This window comes from Microbacterium sp. CIAB417 (genome assembly GCF_022788845.1).
On the sequence record NZ_JAHZUT010000007.1, the window covers coordinates 60,014 to 83,490 of the forward strand.

The 23,477-nt window shown below is 68.2% G+C and carries 21 protein-coding genes; 8 read left to right on the forward strand and 13 right to left on the reverse strand.

The window, feature by feature from the left end; all coding sequences use genetic code 11:
• Positions 1–42: 42 nt before the first annotated feature.
• Positions 43–753: a DUF1275 family protein gene (locus KYX17_RS25340; protein ID WP_243231025.1), complete on the forward strand. Its 711-nt coding sequence runs from the start codon at positions 43–45 to the stop codon at positions 751–753.
• On the forward strand, positions 746–2,038 hold the full coding sequence (locus tag KYX17_RS25345; protein WP_243231031.1) for a DHA2 family efflux MFS transporter permease subunit: 1,293 nt from the start codon (positions 746–748) through the stop codon (positions 2,036–2,038). The genes KYX17_RS25340 and KYX17_RS25345 overlap by 8 nt, the downstream gene beginning before the upstream one ends.
• 182 nt (positions 2,039–2,220) lie before the next feature.
• Here KYX17_RS25345 and KYX17_RS25350 read toward each other — a convergent pair whose 3' ends face one another.
• From KYX17_RS25350 to KYX17_RS25360, 3 genes are all read right to left on the reverse strand, one after another.
• Positions 2,221–2,997, reverse strand: a complete 777-nt coding sequence (locus KYX17_RS25350; RefSeq protein WP_243231035.1) for an aquaporin — start codon at positions 2,995–2,997, stop codon at positions 2,221–2,223.
• 241 nt (positions 2,998–3,238) lie between these two features.
• Positions 3,239–4,075, reverse strand: a complete 837-nt coding sequence (locus KYX17_RS25355) for an alpha/beta fold hydrolase (RefSeq protein WP_243231037.1) — start codon at positions 4,073–4,075, stop codon at positions 3,239–3,241.
• Positions 4,076–4,230: 155 nt separating this feature from the next.
• Positions 4,231–4,497, reverse strand: a complete 267-nt coding sequence (locus KYX17_RS25360; protein WP_243231039.1) for a hypothetical protein — start codon at positions 4,495–4,497, stop codon at positions 4,231–4,233.
• 196 nt (positions 4,498–4,693) lie between these two features.
• Here KYX17_RS25360 and KYX17_RS25365 point away from each other — a divergent pair, with 196 nt between their 5' ends.
• Together KYX17_RS25365 and KYX17_RS25370 are read left to right on the forward strand one after the other, a co-directional pair.
• Positions 4,694–4,852, forward strand: a complete 159-nt coding sequence (locus KYX17_RS25365) for a hypothetical protein (RefSeq protein WP_243231042.1) — start codon at positions 4,694–4,696, stop codon at positions 4,850–4,852.
• Positions 4,853–5,001: 149 nt separating this feature from the next.
• On the forward strand, positions 5,002–5,364 hold the full coding sequence (locus KYX17_RS25370; RefSeq protein WP_137418182.1) for an ATP-dependent DNA ligase: 363 nt from the start codon (positions 5,002–5,004) through the stop codon (positions 5,362–5,364).
• Between the two features lie 28 nt (positions 5,365–5,392).
• Here the strand turns inward: KYX17_RS25370 and KYX17_RS25375 are convergent, their stop codons facing one another.
• Entirely contained in the window at positions 5,393–5,884 is a 492-nt protein-coding gene (locus KYX17_RS25375) for a GDSL-type esterase/lipase family protein (RefSeq protein ID WP_243231044.1), read from the reverse strand.
• A 175-nt stretch (positions 5,885–6,059) separates the two neighbouring features.
• On the opposite strand from KYX17_RS25375, the gene KYX17_RS25380 reads away from it, so the two are divergent.
• On the forward strand, positions 6,060–6,467 hold the full coding sequence (locus KYX17_RS25380; RefSeq protein WP_243231046.1) for a hypothetical protein: 408 nt from the start codon (positions 6,060–6,062) through the stop codon (positions 6,465–6,467).
• A gap of 70 nt (positions 6,468–6,537) precedes the next feature.
• Here KYX17_RS25380 and KYX17_RS25385 read toward each other — a convergent pair whose 3' ends face one another.
• Genes KYX17_RS25385 through KYX17_RS25410 form a run of 6 tightly spaced genes read right to left on the reverse strand, consistent with a single transcriptional unit; the run spans position 6,538 to position 14,070 of the window.
• Complete coding sequence (locus KYX17_RS25385; RefSeq protein WP_243231048.1) at positions 6,538–7,461, reverse strand: N-acetylglucosamine kinase; 924 nt, start codon at positions 7,459–7,461, stop codon at positions 6,538–6,540.
• Entirely contained in the window at positions 7,458–8,384 is a 927-nt protein-coding gene (locus KYX17_RS25390; protein ID WP_243231351.1) for a 1,4-beta-xylanase, read from the reverse strand. Before KYX17_RS25390 ends, KYX17_RS25385 begins: the two co-directional genes overlap by 4 nt.
• A 26-nt stretch (positions 8,385–8,410) precedes the next feature.
• Positions 8,411–10,858 carry a glycoside hydrolase family 2 protein gene (locus KYX17_RS25395; RefSeq protein ID WP_243231050.1) on the reverse strand — a complete coding sequence of 816 codons (2,448 nt, stop codon included), beginning with the start codon at positions 10,856–10,858 and terminating at the stop codon, positions 8,411–8,413.
• A complete protein-coding gene (locus KYX17_RS25400; protein WP_243231052.1) occupies positions 10,855–11,709 on the reverse strand; it encodes a carbohydrate ABC transporter permease in 855 nt (284 codons plus the stop codon). The genes KYX17_RS25395 and KYX17_RS25400 overlap by 4 nt, the downstream gene beginning before the upstream one ends.
• On the reverse strand, positions 11,706–12,698 hold the full coding sequence (locus KYX17_RS25405; protein WP_243231054.1) for a carbohydrate ABC transporter permease: 993 nt from the start codon (positions 12,696–12,698) through the stop codon (positions 11,706–11,708). Before KYX17_RS25405 ends, KYX17_RS25400 begins: the two co-directional genes overlap by 4 nt.
• Before the next feature lie 58 nt (positions 12,699–12,756).
• Positions 12,757–14,070 carry an ABC transporter substrate-binding protein gene (locus KYX17_RS25410; RefSeq protein ID WP_243231056.1) on the reverse strand — a complete coding sequence of 438 codons (1,314 nt, stop codon included), beginning with the start codon at positions 14,068–14,070 and terminating at the stop codon, positions 12,757–12,759.
• 293 nt (positions 14,071–14,363) lie between these two features.
• Here KYX17_RS25410 and KYX17_RS25415 point away from each other — a divergent pair, with 293 nt between their 5' ends.
• Positions 14,364–15,383, forward strand: coding sequence for a LacI family DNA-binding transcriptional regulator (locus KYX17_RS25415; RefSeq protein WP_243231057.1), 1,020 nt, complete (start codon positions 14,364–14,366; stop codon positions 15,381–15,383).
• On the opposite strand, the gene KYX17_RS25420 is transcribed toward KYX17_RS25415, so the two are convergent.
• Both KYX17_RS25420 and KYX17_RS25425 read right to left on the reverse strand, forming a co-directional pair.
• Positions 15,369–17,165 carry an ABC transporter ATP-binding protein gene (locus KYX17_RS25420; RefSeq protein WP_243231059.1) on the reverse strand — a complete coding sequence of 599 codons (1,797 nt, stop codon included), beginning with the start codon at positions 17,163–17,165 and terminating at the stop codon, positions 15,369–15,371. The genes KYX17_RS25415 and KYX17_RS25420 overlap by 15 nt on opposite strands.
• Complete coding sequence (locus KYX17_RS25425; protein ID WP_137418171.1) at positions 17,158–18,123, reverse strand: acetylxylan esterase; 966 nt, start codon at positions 18,121–18,123, stop codon at positions 17,158–17,160. Before KYX17_RS25425 ends, KYX17_RS25420 begins: the two co-directional genes overlap by 8 nt.
• Positions 18,124–18,426: 303 nt before the next feature.
• Between KYX17_RS25425 and treS the strand changes: the two genes are divergently transcribed.
• The gene (gene treS, locus KYX17_RS25430) at positions 18,427–20,727 is read left to right on the forward strand and encodes a maltose alpha-D-glucosyltransferase (protein ID WP_243231067.1); all 2,301 of its coding nucleotides are present in this window, start codon (positions 18,427–18,429) and stop codon (positions 20,725–20,727) included.
• Position 20,728: 1 nt separating this feature from the next.
• Here the strand turns inward: treS and KYX17_RS25435 are convergent, their stop codons facing one another.
• The gene (locus KYX17_RS25435) at positions 20,729–21,973 is read right to left on the reverse strand and encodes a phosphotransferase (protein WP_243231068.1); all 1,245 of its coding nucleotides are present in this window, start codon (positions 21,971–21,973) and stop codon (positions 20,729–20,731) included.
• 363 nt (positions 21,974–22,336) lie between these two features.
• Here KYX17_RS25435 and chvE point away from each other — a divergent pair, with 363 nt between their 5' ends.
• On the forward strand, positions 22,337–23,452 hold the full coding sequence (gene chvE / locus KYX17_RS25440) for a multiple monosaccharide ABC transporter substrate-binding protein (RefSeq protein ID WP_243231069.1): 1,116 nt from the start codon (positions 22,337–22,339) through the stop codon (positions 23,450–23,452).
• The last annotated feature ends 25 nt before the right edge of the window (positions 23,453–23,477 follow it).

Genomic DNA, 23,477 nt, shown 5'->3' on the forward strand with positions numbered 1-23,477 from the left:
GGAGGCGGGCCAGAAGCCCCTCCGGCCACCCGGTCTTATCGCATGAGACACAGGCCCCCACCGAACCCGTCCTCACCCACCGCCGTCATCTCCGTCGTGCTCGCATTCGCCGCCGGCGCCACCGACGCTTTCGCCTTCCTGCAGCTCAACGGCGTGTTCACCGCCAACATGACCGGCAACCTGATCCTCGCGGGGCTCATCAACCGCCCGGATTACGGCACCGCGATAGCCGGCATCATCGCCGCGATCCTCGTGTTCGCGGCGACCGTGTTCCTCGCGACGCGCTACGCCGCACCGGGACGCGCATGGCGACCCGTGGTCCTCCTCGCCATCTCGGGCGTCGCGCAGACAACCGTTCTGCTCTTATGGGCGTTCGGCGCAACGGGCGTCGGGGTCATGGGCGTTGCTCTCGTATCGCTGTCGACGGTGGCGATGGCGTGCCAGACGTCTGTGGCACGCCGTATCGACACCGCCTCAGGCGTCACGACCACCTACGTGACCGGAACCCTCACCAACCTCATGGCGGACGCCGCGGAATGTAAACCGCAACAAGCGGGCATCCGCATCGGGGTCATCCTCGCGCTCGTCGCGGGAGCTCTCGCCGGCGCGGTCCTGCTCCATCTCGACACCGTGTACGGCGCCGCGCTCCCGGTCCTCGCCGTGATCACCGCGACCTTCGCGCTCACCATCCACGTCGGACGCCTCCACCGCACTCGTTCGACGTCTTCGAAAGGCACGCTCCCTGATGACTAACCGACGCCGATATCTGCTCCTGGCGAGCCTGTGCGGGAGCCTGTTCCTCGTCTCCCTCGACGGGACCATCGTCAACGTCGCGCTTCCCTCCATCGCCCGGGAGCTTCACTCGAGCGTTGCGAACCTTCAGTGGACGGTCGATGCGTACCTGCTCGTGCTTGCGGCTCTCTTGCTGTTGTCCGGGTCGCTCGCGGACCGGCTGGGGCGAAAGAAGGTCTTCGCCGTCGGCGTGATCATTTTCACTGCCGGCTCGCTCCTGTGCAGTATCGCCCCCACGGACACCTGGCTGATCGTCTTTCGGATGCTGCAGGCAGTCGGGGGTTCAGCCATGACGCCCGTCGCCCTGGCGATTGTGACGAACATCTTCACCCGGCCCGCCGAGCGTGCTCGCGCGATCGGTATCTGGGCGGCCGTCAGCGGTGTGGGTATCGCGGCCGGTCCCTTGCTCGGTGGGTTCCTCATCGACTCCATCGGCTGGCGAGCCATCTTCTGGATTAACGTCCCCACCGGCATCGCCGTCGCCGTCCTCACTCTCGTCCTGGTTCCGGAATCGCGCGCCGCGAAACCCCGCGCCCTGGATCCCATCGGGCAGGTCCTCGCCGTCGCGTTGATGGGAACCCTCGTCTTCGCCATCATCGAGACACCCCGCCTGGGATATACCTCGCCGCTAGTGATCGCTGCCGCCACAGCTGCGGTCGTGAGCCTGGTCGCACTGATCGCATATGAAGGCCGACGGGCAGAACCACTCATCCCGCTCGCACTGTTTCGACAGCGACGCTTCAGCGTCGCGTTCAGCATCGCAATACTGGGCTTCCTCGCATTCGGCGCGTTCCTGTTCGCGAACACGCTCTACCTGCAAGAAGCACGCGGGCTCGCCGCATCCGAGGCGGGTCTTCTGACCTTGCCACTGGCGGTTGCGACCGTCATCGCCGCGCCACTGTCGGGACGATTGTTCACCCGCTTCGGCGGACGCCGGCCACTTCTCATCGCAGGCATCGGCCTCGCCGCCGGGCCACTGCTCATCATCGGCGCGATGCAGCTCCCGTCCGTCGCCTGGCTCCTCCTTCCCTACGCGCTGTTCGGCGTCGGGTACGGATGCTCAACGCGCCCGTCAACGACACCGCGATCTCGGACCTTCCCGATGATCAAGCTGGAGTCGCCGCAAGCCTCATCTCGACAGCAAAGCAGGTGGGATCCGCGCTCGGTGTCGCCATCGCCGGCGCCATCATCGCCGCACAGCCGGACGCCGAGCTCACGGTCGCTTTCGAGGACCGTGGCTGGGTAGCCTTCGCAGCCATCGCCGCATGCGGAATCGTCGTCATGGTGCTCGTCCTGCCCCGGGCCGCGACTCCGTCGCCCTCAGCTAAGGCCGACGTACGCGTCACGAACGCGGAAGCTGTCGCGGCCCGATAAAGCAGTCTGGGCGGCACCCTACGTGGGGTGCCGCCCAGACTCAGAGGCCGATGCTCAGCCGATAACAGCGGCCGACGGCGGCACGGGTGCGTTCTCGGTGCGCCGGATGCGGCGACGACTACGTGCGACTCCCGCAGCGACAGCGCCGGCGATGAAAGCGCCCAGAAGCGGCGCGACCACGGACATCCACAACTGCTCCAGAGCGACGGGGCCGCCGTAGACGGCCGTCGCGATGGAACGAGCCGGGTTGAACGAACCGTTGGACACGGGGATGGCGACGATGGCGACGAGCGTCAACGTGAGCCCGATAGCGATGCCCCCATGAGCGCGGTCGTTCACACAGAGGACGACCGTGACGAGGATCGCGGTGGCAAGAACCTCGACGATGAAAGCAGAGGCGAGGTCGAACCCGCCGGGGGAGAGCGGACCCCAGCCGGTGGAGGCGAACCCGGACTTCTGAGCGGATGCAGCGAAGCCGTCCGGGGCGCCTGCAGCGATGAGCCAGATCGCGGAGGCGCCGACGATACCGCCGATGATCTGCGCCGCGACGTATCCCGCGACACGGCGCCAGTCGAAGCGGCCAGCAATGGCCGCTCCGACCGTCACTGCAGGGTTGAAGTGACCACCGGAGAACCGGCCGAACGCGTACGAACCGATGAGCACGCTGAACCCGAGCGCCAAGGCAACGGCGACGAATCCTCCGTTGAGGTCGCCCGTCCCGCTGTCGAAGGACGCATTGAAGATAGCGGCGCCAGCCACAGCGAAGACGAGGATCGCGGTCCCCGCGGCTTCCGCGCCCAGTCGCACCGGCCAGGTGTCAGTACTTCTCAACGGAGGATTTGTGCGGTCAGCGGCGGTGGCATTCATGGATGATTCCTTGGGCGAAGAAGAGGGAAGAAGCTGTCACTCAACAAGTACTGAGACGGGGATCATCGGCGCTCGTCGTGATGTCGAGACGCGGTTCGACACGAGGCGGCTAAAGGGGAACGAGTCCTCACTCGATGCACAACGGCAGGTGGGTGGGCCTCGGAAGTCGAGGCCCACCCACCTGTTCGTTGCCGCACCGCGATGATTACTGCTGGATGAAGGCGAGGATGTCGGGGTTGATGACGTCGGCGTGCGTGGTGAGCATGCCGTGGGGGTAGCCCTCGTAGATCTTCAGGGTGGAGTTCTGGAGGAGCTCGGCCTGCTTGATCGATGCGGCCTTGTAGGGCACGACCTGGTCGTCGTCGCCCTGAAGGACGAGAACGGGGACGGTGATGGCCTTGAGGTCCTCGGTCTGGTCGGTCTCCGAGAACGCCTTGATGCCCTCGTAGTGGGCGAGGGCGCTGCCGGTCATGCCCTGTCGCCACCAGTTGTCGACGACCGGCTGGGACAGCGTGACGCCATCGCGGTTGAAGCCGTAGAACGGGCCGGAGGCGACAGCCTCGAAGAACTCGGCGCGGTTCGCGGCGAGGGCGCTGCGGAAGCCGTCGAGGACCTCGATGGGGGTTCCCTCGGGGTTCGTGTCGCTCTGGAGCATGATGGGCGGCACGGACGAGACGAGAACGGCCTTCGCGACGCGGCCCTGGGGCTGTCCGTACTGGGCGACGTAGCGCGCGACCTGGCCGCCACCGGTGGAGTGGCCGATGTGGATGGCGTTGCGCAGGTCGAGGTGCTCGACGACGGCGTTCGCGTCGCTGGCGTAGTGGTCCATGTCGTGGCCGGTGCCGATCTGCGAGGAGCGGCCGTGGCCGCGGCGGTCGCTGGCGACGACGCGGTAGCCCTTGTCGAGGAAGTAGAGCAGCTGCGCGTCCCAGTCGTCAGAGGACAGCGGCCATCCGTGGTGGAACATGATCGGCTGGGCGTCCTTGTTGCCCCAGTCCTTGTAGAAGATCTCGGCTCCGTCTGCCGTCGTCACAAATGCCATCTCTAGCCTCCAGGTTCGGGCCGCCGGGCGCAGAACCCTGGCGGCACTCTCTGCTTCCCGCGTGGTGGACCGGGGAGCGTGATCAAGGCAACTACGAGAGGGATTGGGAGCGCTCCGACATCTGTTGAGAGGAGAAGAGCCATCTGTCCAGCGAGTCAGCCTGCGCCGGTGCCGAGGATCCGGGTGATCTGCCCTTCCAAGGCGCCATGGATCCAAACGACTTCGTTTGGTGCATGGTGAGGCGGGTAAGAAACGGGAAAAGCTGCTGAAAGCTCACCCTCCTGCCGGGGCTGTCGTGAAAGCTTGCTGCCCGCGGAATGACGCGGAATCTGGCCCCAGGTCCATCCAGAAATGTCGTCCATGGCGGGTTCAAATCCCACCGTCACCGCCATGAACACCCCCGATGAATCGAGGGTTCGCATGTGAGGATGGCGTATCCGTCGCCACGAGCAGAGAGAGGGATGAGGAGCGATGACCCCGATCCTGCTCGACGCTGCGCTGGTCGCGCTGGTCATCCGCAGGAGCAGTGGCGCGCTCTTCGGTGAGCGGGCTTACGCGCCTCGGCGCCGGTCGTCAAGGCGGTGGAGGGTGTGAAACGCGTACGGGTAGGAACGAGGGATGCTCTTCGTCGTCCCTGTTCAGTTGATCGTGCCGATCGCCGGGGATCGCTACGGCCACGGTGTCGAGGTCGACGCCGACAACTGGGCCGAGGCCATGGCGGACGTGCTGATCGCCATGGGGCCGGACTGGGAGGTATCGGAGCCGTTTCGCTGCTGACGTAATCCGATCCCCTAGGGTTGCGCATCGCCATCCTCCGGAGGATCGTTGCTGGTCAACCGCGCCCGGAGCGTGTCGATTTCTCAGGTCTGGACCACTGTCGAACGGCTGATCGTCGCTCACTCCGCTGGGGCAGGCAGGAGCCCATCATGGGAAAACTGATCTACGACCAGTACACGAAGGCGGAGTTCGAGGATCGCACCCTGGCTCATCTCCAGCAGGTGATCTTCACCAAGCTGCGTCGCAACGAGTCGTTCGCGTTGACGTGGAAGGAAGACGTGAGCCTCGGAAGCGGGCGGACCTCCGTCTGGCTCCACCCGAATGCGAACCTGCAGTTCAAGTTCTTCGGTACGCGCGAACCGGCTCTCAATCGGGCGTGGCTGGAAGCACTCGCGTATACCGCGAACGGCCCCGCGGGGCTCTACGTCGTGCCGGAACCGGCGCCGAGCGAGGTTCCGGTTCCGACGCCGCGCGGTACGTCGCAGCGCTTCGATCTCGTGCCCGCGGACTGAGCTCTCGGGCACGCCCGCCGAGCCGAGGTCAGCAGAGGGCGGCGGAGCCCGCGACGAGATCCGCCAGGGCCGACTGCCCGGCATCGTTCGGATGCAGGTGATCGCCGGAGTCGAAGGCGGGCAGGATGCGGCTGGGGTGAGCGGGATCGGCGAGCACGGCGTCGAAGTCGACGACATTGACACCCGTGACCTCCGCCGCGCGCAGCGCCGCGTTCACCTCGACGCGGGTCTGTTCTCCGGTGGGGTCCCAACGGTCGAACCCGCCGTAGGGGGTGAGCGTGGCGACCGTGGTCAGCACGCCGGCGGCCCGCGCCTCGTCGGCGAAGCAACGGATCCCCGCGAGGATCTCCGCGGCGCGGTACTCGTGCGGAACCGCCTGGATGTCATTGATGATGTCGGTCAGGATGACCCGGTGGACCCCGGGGATCGACAGCCCGTCCGCTTGCAGGCGTGACAGGCTGCTGGGCAGATCGGGGTAGGAGGTCAGCAGACGGGTGGCTCCGATACTCCGGTTGACCACTCGGCACCCGCGCGCCGCCGCTGCTTCCTAGTCCGCACGTCCGACCCGCTGGCGCTCCTGTCCAACGTGCTCCTGGTCAATCCGTGGCGGGCGGACTGGTGGCAGGCGGGTAACCCCGTCGCCTGGTCGCTCGCGTGCGAGGCGTTCTTCTACCTCTGCTTCCCGGTGCTGATCCGTGCGCACCGCTCTCGGGGGCTACGCATCCGCGTCGCTGCTGGGCGAGACACCGTTGGGTGCCGGATCGGCGACGTGTGTCGGCTTCGTTCTGCTCATCGTCGCTCTCGCCAGCGCCGACATCGAGCGCAGGGCGACGGGGCTCTCCTCCCGTGTCATGCAGAAGCTCGGCGCCGCCTCCTTCGCGTTCTACATCGTGCATCTGCTGATCCTGCAGAGCGTGATGCGGTTCCTCCCGTCCGAGCGGACGGATGCGGTAGCGGCCGTCGGGGCGGCCATCGCGCTGGCGATCGCGCTCGGCCTCGCCCTCGTCCTCCATCGCGGTGTCGAGCAGCCCGCCCACGACCGGTTGGTCGGTCGGTCGGCGCGCCGACGGTCGCGCCCGAGTCGCGCGGTGGTTCTCTCCTGAACGGGGAGGGGGCGGCCGGGCCGGATCGCGCGCGATGCTTCGCTGCACCACGCGCGATCCTGCGCGGGGGTCAGGCGACGGACACGTAACCCAGCAGCGCGTGACCCTCATGCAGCCGCGCGAGTTCCGCCGTGCCGTCCACGCCTTGCCCGCGTGCGGGCTGGAGCACGGCATCGGGCTGACGTGTGTGCAGCGCGTGCTCGAACGCCGTCCGGATGATGGGGGCGCGGAACACGCCGCCGATCGCACAGACCGCCGGCCGATCGTCGTCCGCCTCCCGCACGCGCTCGATGGCCGTCGACACCGACAGAGCGAGTTCGCCGGCTCCGCGATGGCAGATGTCCGCGGCGACGAAATCCGACTCCGCGAGCGCCGCGACCGACTTCGCGAGGGCGGCGATCTGGGCCACACGGTCGTCCGCGACCTGCAGCGCGATGTAGGCGCTCTCCAGGTCGGGCCAGATGCTGCGCACGGCCGCGGTCAGAGCGGTCTGCGCTCCGCGGCCGTCGTGCGCACGCATCACCGCATCCAGCGCTTCGCGTCCGAGCCAGTAGCCGCTGCCCGCATCACCCATGATGTTGCCCCAGCCGTCGACGCGGGCGACGCGCTGGCGACCGACACCCAGGGTGACCACGCCGGTGCCGGCGGCGACCACGGCCCCCGTGTGATCGCCCAGCGCTCCGAGATACGACGTGACCGAATCGTGGGCGAGCAGCACGCGGGAGGGATGCTGATCCTCCAGCACGGTGCGCAGGGCGGCAGCATCGGCCTCCGCGTCGGTGAGCCCGGACACGCCGGCGGCGAGGACGTCGACGCGGACGTCGTGCTCGCGCGCCACCGTGCGCGCGACAGCGGCGAGCTGGGGAAGAAGAGGTTCGTGCGTGCGGATGCCGGGGAACACCTCGTCGATCGGGGCGCTTCCCGGGCGGTCGAGCCGCACCTTCATGCCGGTCTGACCCGCGTCGATGGCGACCACGGCGGGCGGGGTTGTCATCGGGAAGGTTCCTCTCGCCATTCGCGGAATGCCGCGCTCATGTACCCGAGTGCGGGCTTCCCATAGGGGCAGTAGTCGTCATTGTGCGCCGCTTCGTACGCGTCGTACAGGTGGGCGGGCCAGTCCCAGAGCATGAGACCCTGCACCCACTCCCGCGCGCGGATGGCCGTGAACATCGCCTCGTAGTAGCGCAGCTGTTCGGCCCCCGACGGCTCGCCGGGCAGGGCCCAGTCGTTCGGGAGATCGGCAGAGCCCGTGCGGCTCGGGCAGCCGGCCTCCATGAAGAGGAAGGGCTTGCCGCTGTCGGCGACGACCTTCCCGATCCGGTCGAGCTCTGCATCCCACCGGTCGATCGGGTAGTACCCGCTCGACGAGATGACATCGACCGCGTCCCACCAGGTGACGTGGTCCTCCTGGTACTTGTCGCAGTTGTAGGTGATCAGGCCGTCGTACACGGCGCGCACGTCGGCGATGAGAGTCCGCCAGTGGGCCTCCTGACCGTCGGCGCGCACCATCTCGCAGCCGATGCAGAGCATCGCGCAACGCTCCTGCTGCGCGAGGCGTGCCGCGTGGAGGATGAAGCGCCGGTAGGAGGCGAACCACTCGGACCAGCTGGGCTCGCCCGGCACGTCCCAGTCGAAGAAGCCGATGTGCGCGCGCCACGTACCGTCGGCGACGTTCACCACGGGCTTCAGGCACACGCGGAGACCGAGCGCGTGGGCCTGGCGGATCGCGTGAACGATCTCGTCATCCGTGACGGTCGGCTCGCGATCGAAGGGGACGTCGGTGGAGAAGGGCGTGTCCTGGTAGGCCGCGTAGGCGAGCGTGGTCCAGGTGACGCCGCTGTCGGCCATCGCCCGCATGGATGCGGTGGCCTCCGGCGTCGCCCACTGGCCGCGGGTGCCCACCCACCCCCAGGTCATTCCGCAGACGGGTTCCTGCAGCCCGTTCACGAGGTCACCAGCTGGTTCGCGCTGCGCGCGACGGCGGGCGCGGCGAACGCCTCGGCGTCGAGCGCACCGCGATGCCTGATGCGAACGGTCGCGGTCTCACCCGGCAGGAGCGTCAGCAAACCCTCTTCCGCATGGGCTGCGGGGTCGAGCTTGTCGACGAGGAACGTCAGATCGCGGATGAGCGACCGCGCGGTGACGGTCACCTCCGAGCCTCCGGGGACAGCCGTGACCGAGAGATCGAACTGCGCCGCGGTGAGGGAGCTGTCGCGTGCCTCGGCGAAGAACCAGAATCCGCGCGCGTCGTGCGCGTCCGCCGCGAGGAGCTCGGACGCCGCATCCGCGGCGACGGCGACGGATGCGGGCAGCGGCACCGTGGCGCTCGCGCGGGGTGCGACGCTCAGCGGTAGGGTCTCCTCGGCGTGCACGGTGCCGTCCAGCCCGAGCCGCCGCACGCGCAGGTGTCCCTCCCACGCGGCATCCGTGTCGTTGCCGAGCACCGCCGCCAGTCCCGACTCACGCGGCTGCACCGTGATCACCCGCGGTGCGAACGACTGTCGGAGCGCATAGAACAGCGGCTTGGGGCGCTCGTCGCCGTCGATCGCCGCCCAGGAGGTGACCGGCCAGCAGTCGTTGAGCTGCCAGACGATCGCGCCCATCGTGTGGGGCGCCCACGAGCGGAAGTGATCGAGCGCGGTGCGCACGGCGATGGCCTGGTTGAGCTGCATCGCCCAGTGCCAGCTCTCCATGTCTTCCGGAACCCTGAAGTGGGGCACGAGTCCCGTGGTCAGCTTGACGTTCCCTTCCATCGCCTTCTGGTGCACGATCATGCCCGGCGACTCCGGGGTCAGCGGGGCGTCGCTGATCGAGCGGACCAGCGTCGACCACGCGGGCGGTCCCTGCCAGCCGAACTCCGCCACGAACCGGGGTCGGTGATCGCGGTAGGTCAGCCAGTCCTGCCGGTTCCACTGCTCCCAGAGGTGCATGGTCCCGTGCTCTTCGGCGTTGGGGTGTTGGCCGCCCGGGCTGAAAGGGCTGCCGGGCGCGTACGGCACGTGGGCGGCGATCTCCGCGATGACGCGGGGGAAGAGCTCGTAGTAGTAGTAGGCGCCCCAGGTCTTGCCATCGAGCCGGCGCTTCCAGTCCCAGTCCTCGAACCCCCACAGATTCTCGTTGTTGCCGGTCAGCAGAACGAGCGAGGCGTGGTGGGCCAGCCGTGCCACGTTCTCGTACGCCTCCGCCTCGATCTCGGAGCGCAGCGGCTCCTCCTCGGGGTAGGCGGCGCAGGCGAACAGGAAGTCCTGCCAGGTCAGCAGTCCCAGCTCGTCGCACAGCTCGTAGAAGTCGTCGTTCTCGTAGATTCCACCGCCCCATACCCGGATGAGGTTGAGGTTCGCCTCCACGGCCTGCTCGAGTCGGCGGCGGTACCGTGCGCGATCGACGCGAACGGGGAGCGCGTCGTCGGGAATCCAGTTCACACCCTTCACGAACACCGGCTGGTCGTTGACGACGAGCGTGAACGGGGTGCCTTCGGCGTCCGCTGTCGTGTCCCAACGCACGGTGCGGAAACCGACGCGCCGCTCGGTGCGGTCGATCACGCCGCCGGCGTGGACGAGCTCGACGGCGACGTCGCTGAGCGGCTGGGCGCCGTAGCCGATGGGCCACCAGCGCTCGACCCGGTCGAGTGCGACGCGCACCGTCGCTTCGCCTGCGGAGATCGGAACGGTCGCGCTCTCGCCGCCCACGGTGAGGCGTACCGCCAGCGGCGCGCCGGCATCCGCGCGTTCGATCTGCACGCGGGCGGTCACGACCCCGCCGTCGCCGTCGGGGGTCGCATCCACGAGCACGCGATCGAGTCGTGCGCTCGTCCACGACTCCAGGCGCACCTCGCGCCAGATGCCGCTCGTGAAGGTCGCGATGCCCCAGTCCCAACCGAAGTTGCAGGCGGACTTCCGGATGGCCTCGTAGGGCAGCGGGTAGGGGCGGGGGCGTACGCCCAGTGCCAGGCTCTGTGCGTTGGCGTAGGGAACCGGCGCCGTGAAGCGCACGACCAGGTCGTTCTCGCCCTCGACGAGGAGGCCGTCCACAGGCAGGCGGTAGCTGCGGTGCTGATTCGCCGTCTCGATCAGCGTCGTGCCGTTGAGCTCGACCCGGGCGACCGTGTCGAGGCCGTCGAAGACCAGGTCGTGACGGTCCCTGTCGCCGCGGGACCATGTGAAGCGCGTGCGATACGTCCAATCGACGCGACCGATCCACGCGAGCAGCGATTCGTTGTCGTCCAGGTACGGGTCGGGGATGAGCTGCGCGGCGAGCAGATCGACGTGCACGCATCCGGGCACGGTGGCGGTGATGGTGCGGCCCTCGATCGCTGCGGGCACAGGTCCGGCGCCCGGAGTGAGCGTCCAGTCCTGGGTGAGCGGACGGCGGACGAGGGGGGTCGAGGTCATTTGACGGCTCCTGATGTGAGGCCCTTGTAGATCCAGCGCTGCAACAGCAGGAACGCGAGGAGGGTGGGGACGATGACGAGGATGGTCCCGGCGGCGATGATCTCCCAGTGCGCGCCGAACGGGCCCTTGAAGCGGAACAGCGACGTCGAGATGAGTCCCTGCGAAGGCAGATAGAGGAAGGGCAGGTAGAACTCGTTGTAGATGGCGATCCCCTTGATGATCACGACCGTGGCGATGGCGGGCTTGAGCAGGGGAAGGATCACTCTCCAGTAGATGGTCCACCGGTTCGCGCCGTCGATCATGGCGGCCTCGTCGAGGGAGGTCGGGATCGACTGCATGAACTGGATGAAGATGTAGATCGAGATGATGTCGGTGCCCATGAACAGCAGCACCAGCGCGCCCATCGAGTCGTAGAGGCCGAGCCCGTTGATGATCTGGAAGGTGGCCACCTGGCTCGTGACCCCGGGGATGAGCGTCGCGACGAGGAAGAGACCCACCACGAGCGTCTTGCCGCGGAAGTGGAACCGATCGAGGGCGTAGGCCGCCATCGTTCCGATCAGGATCGTTCCGGCGAGCGAGATCACCAGCACGATCGTCGTGTTGATGAAGCCCTGCACCATGTTGCCCTGTTGGAACGCGGTGACGTAGTTCTCGAAGTTGAACCAGTTGCCGGGGGCGTCGAAGGGGCCGCTCGCGCCGAACTCCTGCTGCGTCTTGAGGCTGGCGATGAGAACGACCGACAGGGGCAGCACGGTGAGCGCGACCGCGATCAGGAGGGATCCGTACTTGACGGTTCCGGCCGCCGTCCGGCCCGCGCGCACGCGCGCTGTGCTGCGGAGCTTGGTGGTCATGTCAGGTCAACTTTCTCGTCGGGGAAGATCCGCCGCTGGATCCACGTCACGGCCAGCACGATGAGCAGGAGCACGATGGCCATGGCCGAGGCGAGCCCCACCTGCCGGTAGGTGAACGCCGTCTGCAGGGTCTGGATGACGAATGTGGAGGTGCCGTTGGCGCCGCCGGTCATGATGAACGGGATCTCGAACACCGAGAGGCTGCCGGCGACGGCGAGGATGAAGCTCAGGCCGATGATGCGACGGATGCCGGGGAAGGTGAGCGCCCAGAACTGCTGCCAGGCGTTTGCGCCGTCGATGTCGGCCGCCTCGTACTGGTCCTGCGGGATCGACTGGATCGCCCCGAGGAACAGGACGAAGTTCATGCCGGTGTAGCGCCACACGCTGGTGCCGGCGAGGGAGAAGTTCGCGACGTTGGGGTCGCCGAGCCACTGCGGGGGATCCGTCATCCCGAACCACGACAGCGCCGTGTCGAGCGTGCCTCCGGGCTGGAAGAGGTACAGGAAGACGAAGCCGATGGCGACGCCGTTGATCAGGTAGGGGAAGAAGAGGATGCCGCGGAAGAGGTTCGCGAAACGCGTGCGCGTCGACAGCAGCGCGGCGAAGTAGAGGGCGATCGCCATCTGCACGAAGGCGCCGGCGAAGTAGTAGAGGCTGACGAAGAAGACGCTGAAGATCCGGGGATCGGTGAAGACGTCGATGTAGTTCGCCAGGCCGACGAAGTTCTTCTGCTTGTCGATGCCGTCCCAGTCCGTGACGCTGTACCACAGCATGTTGGCGGCCGGCAGGTACGTCAGCAGCAGGAGCAGACCGACGGCGGCGGCGATGAACAGATACGGTGTGAGCTTCGCGAGGATGCTGCGGCCCGCGGGGCCGCCCGCGGGGGCGGTGGGCCGGCGGCGACGCCGGCGACGACCGGTCGCACGCTCGGCCGTCACGACGGCGCGGGTGGCGTCAGCGCTCTCAGGGGATGCTGCACTGAAGGACATGAGATGCTCCTGACCGGCGTGCACCGGGACGGGTCGTCCCGGTGCACGCGAGGGGTCGTTATCCCACCGAGGCCCGAGCGTCGGCCCAGGCGGCGTTGAGTTCGTCGAAGTAGGACTGCTTGTCGCCGCTGGCCGCGCCGCGGGCGATGTCGACGAGCTTCTGGCGATAGATGTTGCCGTACAGATCGATCTGCGCCTTGTCGGCGATGTTCGTCAGCAGCGACTCCTCGCCCGCGGGGGCGGCGTTCAGCTCGAGCAACTGCACGCCGTTGTCGGTCAGGCCTGCGAGGTTGTCCGGGAGCGGGTCTGCCAGCAGCGCCGAGACCATGCCCTGATCCGACGTGAAGCCGGAATCCTCGAGCAGGAAGTCGATCCATGCCTTGGCGGCCGCCTTGACCTTGGAGTGGATGTTGATCCCGAGGTTGTAGTCGCCGCCGACGACGGCGTACTGGGTGCCGTCCGCGGAGGCCGGGAACGTCATGTAGCCGACGGTGTCCGCGCTCTCGCCGTTGTCGGTCGCCGCTGCCTGCAGCTGCGAGATCGCCCACGAGCCGAGCGCCATCGTCGCGATCTTGCCGGCGGCGAAGTCCACCTTGGACTGCTCCCAGTTGGACGTCAGCGGGTCGGCTTCGATGAGGCCGGCGGAGGTCGCATCGAAGATCAGCGAGTCGATCGCGTAGATGTCGGTGCCCTCCGTCCACGGGGCGTCCTGCGTCGTCATCTCGTTCAGAGCGTCCGGGTTGCCCGTGATCGCGCCGACATCGCCGGTCCACTGGCTCAGCGGCCAGCCGTCCTTGTAGTTGGTGTAGAGAGGCGTCGCGTCGGTCTTGGCCGCGATCTGCTTCAGGTCGGCCAGGAACTCGTCTTCGGACTTCGGGAGCTCGGTGATCCCGGCCTCCTTGAACACGCTGGTGTTGTAGACCAGCCCATTGGCGTTGCCGCCCAGTGCGAGGCCGTACTGGGTGCCGTCGTAGCTCTTCGGAGCGAGGAAGCGATACGTGCTCGCCAGATCGGAGGTCTGCCCCAGCGGCTCGAAGTAGTCGGCGAACTGGTCGGGCTGCACGCTGTTCGGGATGCCGAGGACATCGCCGTAGTTCTCGGTGCTCAGGCGGGTGCGCAGCTCGCCCTCGTAGTCGGTGATGCCCTCGAACGTGACGGTGGCGTCGGGGTATTTCGCGTGGAACTCCTCCGCGTACTTGTCGAAGGTTCCGTCCTGGATGAGGTCGGTGCGCCAGGTCACGAACTTGACCTCGCCCTTCACATCGCCGTCGATCTTGTTGTTCGCGTCGTCCGCCGCGCCGCCGGAGCAGCCCGTCAGAGCCAGTGCGGCCACCACCGTGAAGGCAGCGCCCGCGATGAGCTTCTTTGCCATGAGTGTCTTCCTCTGCAGATTCACCGTTGATCTGGAGCACCCGTGGGTCGGGCGCTGCGCCGCCGTGGGTGCGGGGGCGCAGCGCCAACTTAAGCCGGAATGTCCGACGTTGACAAGGGATGAATGTCAACGTTGTCTTCGACTGTCCAACTACTGCAGACGGAGATTGAATACCCCTTGACCTGGGATTTCTCGAGAGCACGTCCCGACCATCCGCATGCGAATGTCGCTCCAATGTCCTTCGACGACATGAGAGCGTCTCCGCGCTACACTGACCACGAAAGGGGGCGAGGATGACCCAGCAGAGAGCGACGGCGGACGACGTCGCGCGGCTCGCCAACGTGAGCTCGAAAACGGTGTCGCGGGTATTCACGCAGCGTGAGCTCGTGGCGCCCGAGACAGCGGAGCGCGTCCTGGCTGCCGCGAAGCGGCTGCGCTTCCGCCCGAACGCGCTGGCTCGGGGACTGCGGCGAGGGGGCCGCACGCGCACCGTCGGACTCATGATCGGGGAGCTGGGCAACCCCTTCTACTACAAGGTCGCCTCCGGCATCGAGAAGCACCTCAACGAGCACGGCTACGGGCTGATCCTCGCAACGACCGATGACACGGAGGAGGGTGAGGCCCGCACCGCCGACACCCTGTTGTCCCACCGCATCGACGCGCTCCTGCTCGTGCCGGTCGCCTCTGACCAGTCGTATCTCGAGGGCGAACGACAGCTGGGCACCCCGGTGGTCGCCGTCGATCGCCCCGCACGCAACCTGGTCGCCGACGCGGTCGTCCTCGCCAACCGGACGGGCGTCGAAGAGGCGACGCGAAGACTCGTCGCGCACGGGCATCGGCGCATCGCCTACGTGTGCAATCCCGCATCCGTCTACTCCCAGCAGGAGCGCGTAGCGGGTTACCGGGCGGCTCTGAGCGCCGCCGGCATCCCCGCGCAGGGTGCGTGGGAGCTCCTCGAAGACGACATGTCCGTTCCCTCGGAGCGACTGGTGGGAGCTCTGCTCGATCGCGCCGAGCCGCCGACGGCCATCGTGGCGGGAAACAACAGGATGACGATCGGTGCTCTCCGGGCACTGCGCGCCCGCGGTGACGACCGCACGGCGCTGGTCGGGTTCGACGACTTCGACACCGCGGATCTCATGGGCGTGAGCGTCGTCTCGTACGATCCCGTGGCGCTGGGGCGCGCATCGGCCGAGCTCGCCCTCGAGCGGATCCAGGACCCGACGGCCTTCAGCCGGCAGATCGACATGCCCACCTGGATCATCGAGCGCGGCACGGGGGAGCGCCCCGTGATCGGCTCAGTCGCTCCCTGAGGCCAGCCGCGCGTAGGCGCCCCCGACGCGCAGCAGCTCCTCATGGCTCCCGATCTCCACGATGCGTCCGGCGTCCACCACCACGATGCGATCGGCGCCCCGGACCGTCGTGAGTCGATGAGCCACGATGAGCGTCGTGCGGCCGCGGCGTGCGCGCTCGAGGGCGTCGGAGACGTGCCGTTCGGAGACCGGGTCGAGGGCGCTCGTGGCTTCGTCGAGGATCAGGATCGAGGGGTCGCGGATGAGGGCCCGCGCGATCGCGAGACGCTGTCGCTGTCCTCCGGACAGGCGTGAGCCTCGCTCGCCGACCCGGGTGTCGAGTCCGTCGGGAGACTGCTCGATGATGTCCAGCGCGTTCGCGTCGGCCAGCGCCGCCAGGATGCGCTCGTCGGAGGATTCGCGGAGGCCGTAGGCGACGTTCTGCCGTACCGTGCCGGCCAGCAGGACCGTCTCCTGAGGAACGATCGAGTAGGAACGGCGAACCGCTCGCAGATCGAGCGTGGACAGGTCTTGTCCGTCGAGCAGGATCGTGCCGGAGGTCGGTGTGACGAAGCCGAGTATGACGTTCAGCAGCGTCGACTTGCCCGAGCCGGATGCCCCCACGAACGCGATCGTCTCGCCGGGCTCGATGCGCAGCCGGACGCGGTCGAGGGCGGGGAGCGCGGCGTCCGGGTAGCGCACGACGACGTCCTGCAGCTCGATCGCACCCCTCAGGCGTCCGGGGTCGGCCTTGCCCGAGTTGTCTTCGATGTCCAGTTCTTCGGCGACGTCGGCGATCGAGCGCATCGCATCCATGCCCCGGCTCAGCACGGGCGCCACGTTCATCAGCATGACGACGGCGTTCGTGAGGATCGTGAAGTACGTGCTCAGCAGCACGACATCGCCCGCGGTGATGGGGAGCACGCCGGTGACGGCGAGCGAGGACGCCGCGACCAGGCAGAGCAGCGCGAGCACCTGATACGTGAGCCACGAGATCGCGCCGAATCGGCCGTTGAGGACATCGAGCTGCGCACCCGCTCGGCGCACCGACTCGGCACGGTCGGCCACGCGTGTGGTGGCGACATCCTCCAGGCCGTGACCACGGGTGATCGGGAGCAGGACGGCCATCTCGTTGACCTGCGCGGAGAGGCGCTCCACCTCGCGACGGAAGTCCTCGTTGCGGTGAGCGGCCCGGCGGCGGATGTAGACGATCAGCCCCGCGGCGACGGGGATGGCGACGACGAAGACCGCCACGAACTGCGGCACCTGGACGGCGGTGACGATGATCGCGCCGAGCACGGTCGCGACCGCGGACAGAACGGTCGGGAAGACCTGCGCGAGCATGAGCTCGATGTTCTCGACATCACGGATGATCTTGGTCTGCACGACGGCGGCGCTGTGGCGGTTGTGCACGCCCAGCGAGAACCGCTGAAGCCGGGCGGCCAGCCCCGTGCGCACGGTGTAGGCGAGCGACCGCGTCGCGGCGCTCGTGATGCGCACCATGACCATCGCGAAGGGATAGTTGAGAGCGAGCAGCAGCAGCGCCGCCCCCGCCCACACTCCGATGCGCCACAGCGGGCCTCCGATCACGACGATGTCGATGATCGCGGCGGTCACGGGCGGGAGCACCCAGGTGGGGCTGTCCTTGATCACGAACGCCGCCATCGCGAAGCCGAGGCGTGTGCGATGCGGATGCAGCAGGCGCAGCAGCGAGCGCAGCGGCTGCGTGCGGCGCACTCCGGCGGCGAGAACCGCTTCCGCGTCCGCGGGGTGACCGGCGTCGCGGGGACTCGTGTCAGACACGCGCCGCGAGGAACCGCGTCTGCGCGAGCCACTGATAGGCCTGACCGCCCTCGTGCTCGTTGTGCGCGTAGACCTCGATCTCCTTCTCGCCGCCGTAGTGGTTGAACGCCGCGAACACGGTCGACGGCGGACAGATCGGATCGAGCAGCCCGACGGAGAACAGGGCGGGGGCGGTGGCGCGGGCGGCCATGTTGACGCCGTCGAAGTACGAGAGCGTCTCGAAGACGCGGTCTTCGGCGCCGCGATACACCGACAGGTAGCGCACGACCTCCTGATAGGGGTCGCGATCGGTCATGCCCACGGATCGTTCGAAGTGGCAGAGGAAGGGGACGTCCGGCAGCGCGGCGATCAGCCCGTCGCTCAGCCCGGCGGCGGCCAATGCGATTCCGCCGCCCTGGCTCCCGCCCGCGACGGCGACGCGGGTCGGATCGACGCCGGGGAGCGTGCGCACGGCATCGACGGCACGCACCGCATCCGTGAAGACGCGTCGATAGTAGTGATCTTCAGGGCTCTCGATGCCTCGCGTCATCACGCCGGTCGACGCCGGCCCCGACCCGTGCGGGTCGGGGGTGATTCCGCCGCTGCCCCACATCCCGCCCTGTCCCCGCGTGTCCATGAAGAAGTAGGCGTATCCGGCCGCTGCCCAGCCGAGACGTTCGAACGGGAGGCCGCGTCCACCGCCGTAGCCGTTGTACTCGACGACGACCGGCAGGGGGGCCGAGGCCTCGCGCGGAAGCAGGAACCAGCCGGCGATGGGTTCTCCAGCGAAGCCGGGAAAGCGCACGTCGTAGACGCGGAACGCGGTCAGCGGTGTCTCGTGCTCCTCGCAGACGACCTCACCGCCCGCGCGGCGTGCGTCGGCGATGGTGGTCCGCCAGAAGTCGTCGAAATCCGCGGGGACGCGCACCTCCGGCCGGTAATCGCGGAGTTCATCGAGAGGAAGGTCGAAGCGAGACATGATGACAGGCTAGAGATCTTCGCGCCGGCTCCGCGACGGGACGCTGGACAGGTTTCGGACAGGATCGCCGCGCCCGCGATCGACCTCACCGTGATCTGGAGATCGGTCGGCCGGTCCGGGGTCAGTCGGCCACACTCTTGCGCAGGTGCATCAGTGAATGACTGTGGCGGATGCGGAGAAGTGGCGCGAATGTGCAGGTGCGACGCAACTCGCCGAACCGGACCGCGGGCGCGCATCCATAGATGTTCTGCGCGATACGCGCCAGTGCTCGTGGCGAGCGGGCGGAATCTCTACCGTGGAGGAATGGCGCGCGACGACCACCGGCCCGAAGACCTCTACACCGGCCCCATCGACCTGCCCAGGATGGCCGCGGAGGCCGGGGAGGGCGAGCTCGAGGCACCCGAGATCAGCTACGACGAACAGCGGTACCCGGCGCGTCCGCGGCGACTCCGCCCGCGGGACCAGTTCCGCGGCGGCAGTGTGCGCCGCATCCGCACCGACCCGCGCACCGCCAACGGCACGAACCCGTCCTACGTCGAGTGGCTCGTGCGGCAGTCGATGCTCAAGGACGCGGACGTCCTGGCGCGGCAGCTGTCCGGCCAGCCCGCGATGTGGCGCAATCCTTACGCCCGCCCCGACGCGCGCCGGGCGATCGCCACGAGCGACGTGTGGTTCACGGCGTATCCGATCTCGCTCATCACCCGACCAGGGCAGTCCTTCCTCGCGGCTCTCGGCGACGAGGAGCTGTGGGCGGTCTTCGAACGCATCGGGGTCACGGCGATCCACACCGGCCCCGTCAAGCGCGCCGGCGGCATCGCGGGATGGGGGGAGACCCCCAGCGTCGACGGGCACTTCGACCGCATCAGCACGGCGATCGACCCCGCTTTCGGAACCGAGGACGAGTTCCGCACCCTCTGCGACGTCGCCGACGCGTACGGCGGAAGCGTGATCGACGACATCGTTCCCGGACACACCGGCAAAGGGGCCGACTTCCGCCTGGCGGAGATGGGCTTCAAGGACTACCCGGGCATCTACCACATGGTCGAGATCCCGCGGGAGGACTGGTCGCTGCTCCCGGAGGTGCCCGACGGCGTCGACAGCGTGAACCTGGACCCGGCCACCGAGCACGAACTCGCCGAGCGCGGGTACATCATCGGGGCGCTGCAGCGGGTGATCTTCTACACGCCGGGGGTGAAGGAGACCAACTGGAGCGCCACCGCGCCCGTGATCGGCCCCGACGGCGCCACCCGACGCTGGGTGTATCTGCACTACTTCAAGCAGGGACAGCCCTCGATCAACTGGCTGGATCCGACCTTCGCCGGGATGCGGCTGGTGATCGGCGACGCCCTCCACTCCCTGGGAGAGCTCGGCACGAGCGCGCTGCGTCTGGATGCCAACGGGTTCCTCGGCGTAGAGAAGAGCGCCGAAGGGCTGCCGGCGTGGTCGGAAGGCCACCCCCTCTCGCACGCGGCGAACCACATCATCGCGGGCATGGTGCGAAAGGTCGGCGGCTTCACCTTCCAGGAGCTGAACCTGACGATCGAGGACATCCGCGACACGGGGGCGGTCGGCGCGGACCTCTCGTACGACTTCATCGGGCGCCCGGGCTACCACCACGCCCTGGCCACCGGGCAGACCGAGTTCCTGCGCCTCGCCCTCACGTCTTCGCTCGAGCTCGGAGTGGCGCCGGTGCAGCTCGTCCACGGGCTACAGAACCACGACGAGCTCACCTACGAGCTCGTCCACTGGGCGACCCGTCACGCCGACGATCTCTACCGATTCCGCGGCCACGAGGTCTCGGGCGGTGAGCTGGCGGAGCTCGTGCGCGCCGAGCTGACCGAGCGCCTGACGGCGACCGCGGACTACAACCGCGTCTTCACGCAGAACGGGATCGCCTGCACCACGGCGTCACTGATCGCGGCGACGCAGGACATCGAGAGCCTCGACGGGGTGCGCGACGAGCACGTGCCCGTCATCCGCGACGCGCACCTGCTCCTGTGCGCGTACAACGCGTGGCAGCCCGGCGTCTTCGCGCTCTCCGGGTGGGACCTGGTGGGGATGCTGACCGTCCCGGCTGCCGAGGTCGCCGACCTCATCTCTGCCGGCGACACACGCTGGATCGAGCGCGGCGCGCATGACCTGCTCGATGCCGACCCCGCCGCCACACGGTCGGCGGCGGGGATGCCGCGTGGTCGCGCGCTGTACGGGCCGTTACCCGCCCAGCTCGACGACCCCGCCTCCTTCGCGAGCCGACTCGCCGGCATCCTGGACCTGCGTCGGGAGTCCGGCATCGCGACGGCGACCCAGGTGGATGTGCCGGAGGTGGCCCACGCGGCGATGCTCGTTCTCGTGCACCGGCTCGACAACGGCGATGCGGCGGCCGACGCGCCGATGCAGGTGACCGTGCTGAACTTCTCCGCCGAGCCGATCGTCGGGACGGTGCGCTCCGAGCACCTCCTGCCGCAGAGCGACGTGACCGACGCCGCCACGGGCGAGGACGTGGGCCGCGTCGACGATCTGCAGAGCTTCCCGGTGTCGCTGCCCGCGTACGGTGCGCGGTTCCTGATGCTCCGTGCACCCGAGCCGGAGCCGGAGTCCGACTGACTCAGTCGGTCAGCGCCTGATCGATGCCGGCGAGCGGAACCGGAAGCCAGTCCGGCCGGTTGCGCGCCTCGTAGACCGACTCGTAGACGGCCTTGTCGAGCACGAGGGCTCGAAGAAGCACGGGATCGAGCGCGACCGCACCCGGTGCGCTCGCATACGCCTGGAGGAAGGCGCTGCGGCAGGCGGCGGACCACGCCGCCGCATCCGGGGCCTTGCCGACCGCTCCTGCGTAGTCGAACGAGCGCAGCATCCCCGCCACGTCACGCGGCGGGAGATCGGGGATCGCCCGCTCGGTCATCGGGCGCAGCGGCTCCCCCTCGAAGTCGACGAGGCGCCAGCCGCCGTGCGGGACGGCGAGCACCTGACCGAGGTGCAGATCCCCGTGGATACGTTGCAGGTGGGGCCATGTCCGCTCGAGTGCGGAGCGGTAGACGGCCTCGATCGCCGGAAGGCGGTCGGCGACCGCGGGAACCTCTGCCGCCGCGATCCGAAGTCGCCGCCGCCAGGCGACGCCGACGGCGGCGACCGCGTCGGGGTCGGGGGCGGATGCGCCGAGAGTCGCGCCGAGGGCGCCGTGGACCCCGGCGACGGCGGTCCCCAGATCGTGCGCGGCCTCGGTGAAGTCGCGCCGCTCCCGCGCCGCCTCCAGCGCCACCGACCAGCCGTCGCGGACCCCGCGCAGGAACTCCTGCGCGAACGCGAGCGTGCCGCGCGCGACGCCGGATTCGCGCCCCACATCCGGCCACTCGGCGTCGAGGCTCCCGAAGAACCGGGGGACGTACGGCGACCCCGCGGCGCTCAGGACGCGCTGCACGGTGACGTCGGGGTTCTCCCCGTGGTGGAGCGTGCGGAAGAGCTTCATGATGATCGACGGCTGTCCGTCCTCGTCGAAGATGATCGAGGTGTTGGACTGCTCGATCGCCAGGACTCGTGACCCCGTCACGCGGCTCACATCGACGCCCATCGCCTCGAGGGTGCCGATCGCGAAAGCGCTCTGGCGCGCCGCATCCACGAGGAGTCCGTCGACCGTTCGCCCGATGACGTCGTCGGCCTCGTCCGCGTGCGAGACGACCCCGACGGGTACGTGGTACAGCGCGGGCAGCGTGCCGGCGTCGTCCATCAGTAGGTAGCGGGTGGCGGCCGGCGCGGGCTGGGCATCCAGCACGCGGAAGCGCGGATCGTGGCTCTTTCCGGCGTACCACCGCTGTTGCGCAACCCAGGCGCCGACGTCATCCGTGATGTCCACGTTGTCCACCCTGGCTGCTGGCCGGTCTCGAAGGAAGGGCTGGACGCGCGCGGTGCGCAGGGCCTAGGCGCCCGGCGCCCGCCTGCGCCGGGAGAGCACCCGTTCGTCGAGTGAGTACATCATCGGGTGCTCGCTCGACGAAGGGATGCTCGCTCGCGCCCGGTCGTGTCTTCCGCTCCGTGGGGATCGCTTCCAGCGGATTATGTTGTGCCTCTAGACAAAATCGGCTGGGGTGGTTAATTTTACGGAGCCGTCATAATTCCGACGGTCATCAGCCGGGACGACGAAGCCCCGAGCCCGCCGCAGCGACAGTGCGGGCGCGCCGCTATCGGCCTTGCGATTCAGAGAGGAAACGCACAGCACATGAAGAACAAGCTCCTTGCGGCCGTGGCGGTCGGCGCCCTCGCCATCAGCCTCGCCGCGTGTTCGTCGACGCGCGGCGGCGACGACCCGTCCGGCGCCGCTGCCTCGACCGACTGCAATGTCGGCATCGCGATGCCCACCCGCAGCCTCGAGCGCTGGATCAACGACGGTGAGCAGCTGCAGGCCAAGCTGAAGGACGCTGGCTGCACCGTCGACCTGCAGTACGCCGACAACAAGACCGACCAGCAGATCAGCCAGATCCAGAACCAGCTCGCCGGCGGCGCGAAGATCCTCGTGATCGCCGCCATCGACGGCTCCACGCTCGGCCCGGTGCTCGAGGAGGCGAAGGCGCAGGACGCCACCGTCATCGCCTACGACCGCCTCATCAACGGCAGCGAGAACGTCGACTACTACGCCACGTTCGACAACTACAAGGTCGGCACCCTCCAAGGCCAGTACATCGAGAGCCAGCTCGGCCTTGCGGACGGCAAGGGGCCGTTCAACCTCGAGCCCTTCGCCGGCAGCCCCGACGACAACAACGCGAAGTTCTTCTTCGCCGGCGCCTGGGACGTCCTGAAGCCCTACGTCGACAAGGGGCAGCTGGTCGTTCCCAGCGGCAAGGCTCCCGCGAACGACGACGCCTGGGCGTCGATCGGTATCCAGGGCTGGGCGTCCGACAAGGCGCAGGCCGAGATGGACAACCGCCTCTCGTCGTTCTACGGCGACGGCAAGAAGGTCAACGTCGTGCTCTCGCCCAACGACAGCCTCGCGATCGGCATCGAGGCGTCGCTGAAGTCCGCGGGCTACACCGCGGGTGCGGACTACCCGATCATCACCGGGCAGGATGCGGACAAGGCGAACGTCAAGGCCATCCTCGACGGCCTGCAGGCCATGACGGTCTGGAAGGACACGCGCGCACTCGGTGACCGCGTGTTCACGATGATCCAGGAGATCACGCAGGGCAAGGAGGTCGAGGTCAACGACACCAAGACCTACGACAACGGCAAGAAGGTCGTGCCGTCGTTCCTGCTGACGCCCGAGGTGGTCACGAAGGACGACGTGCAGTCGAAGCTCATCGACTCCGGCTTCCTCAAGGCCTCCGACGTCGGTCTCTGATCCATCCACGCGGCGGGGCGGGTCT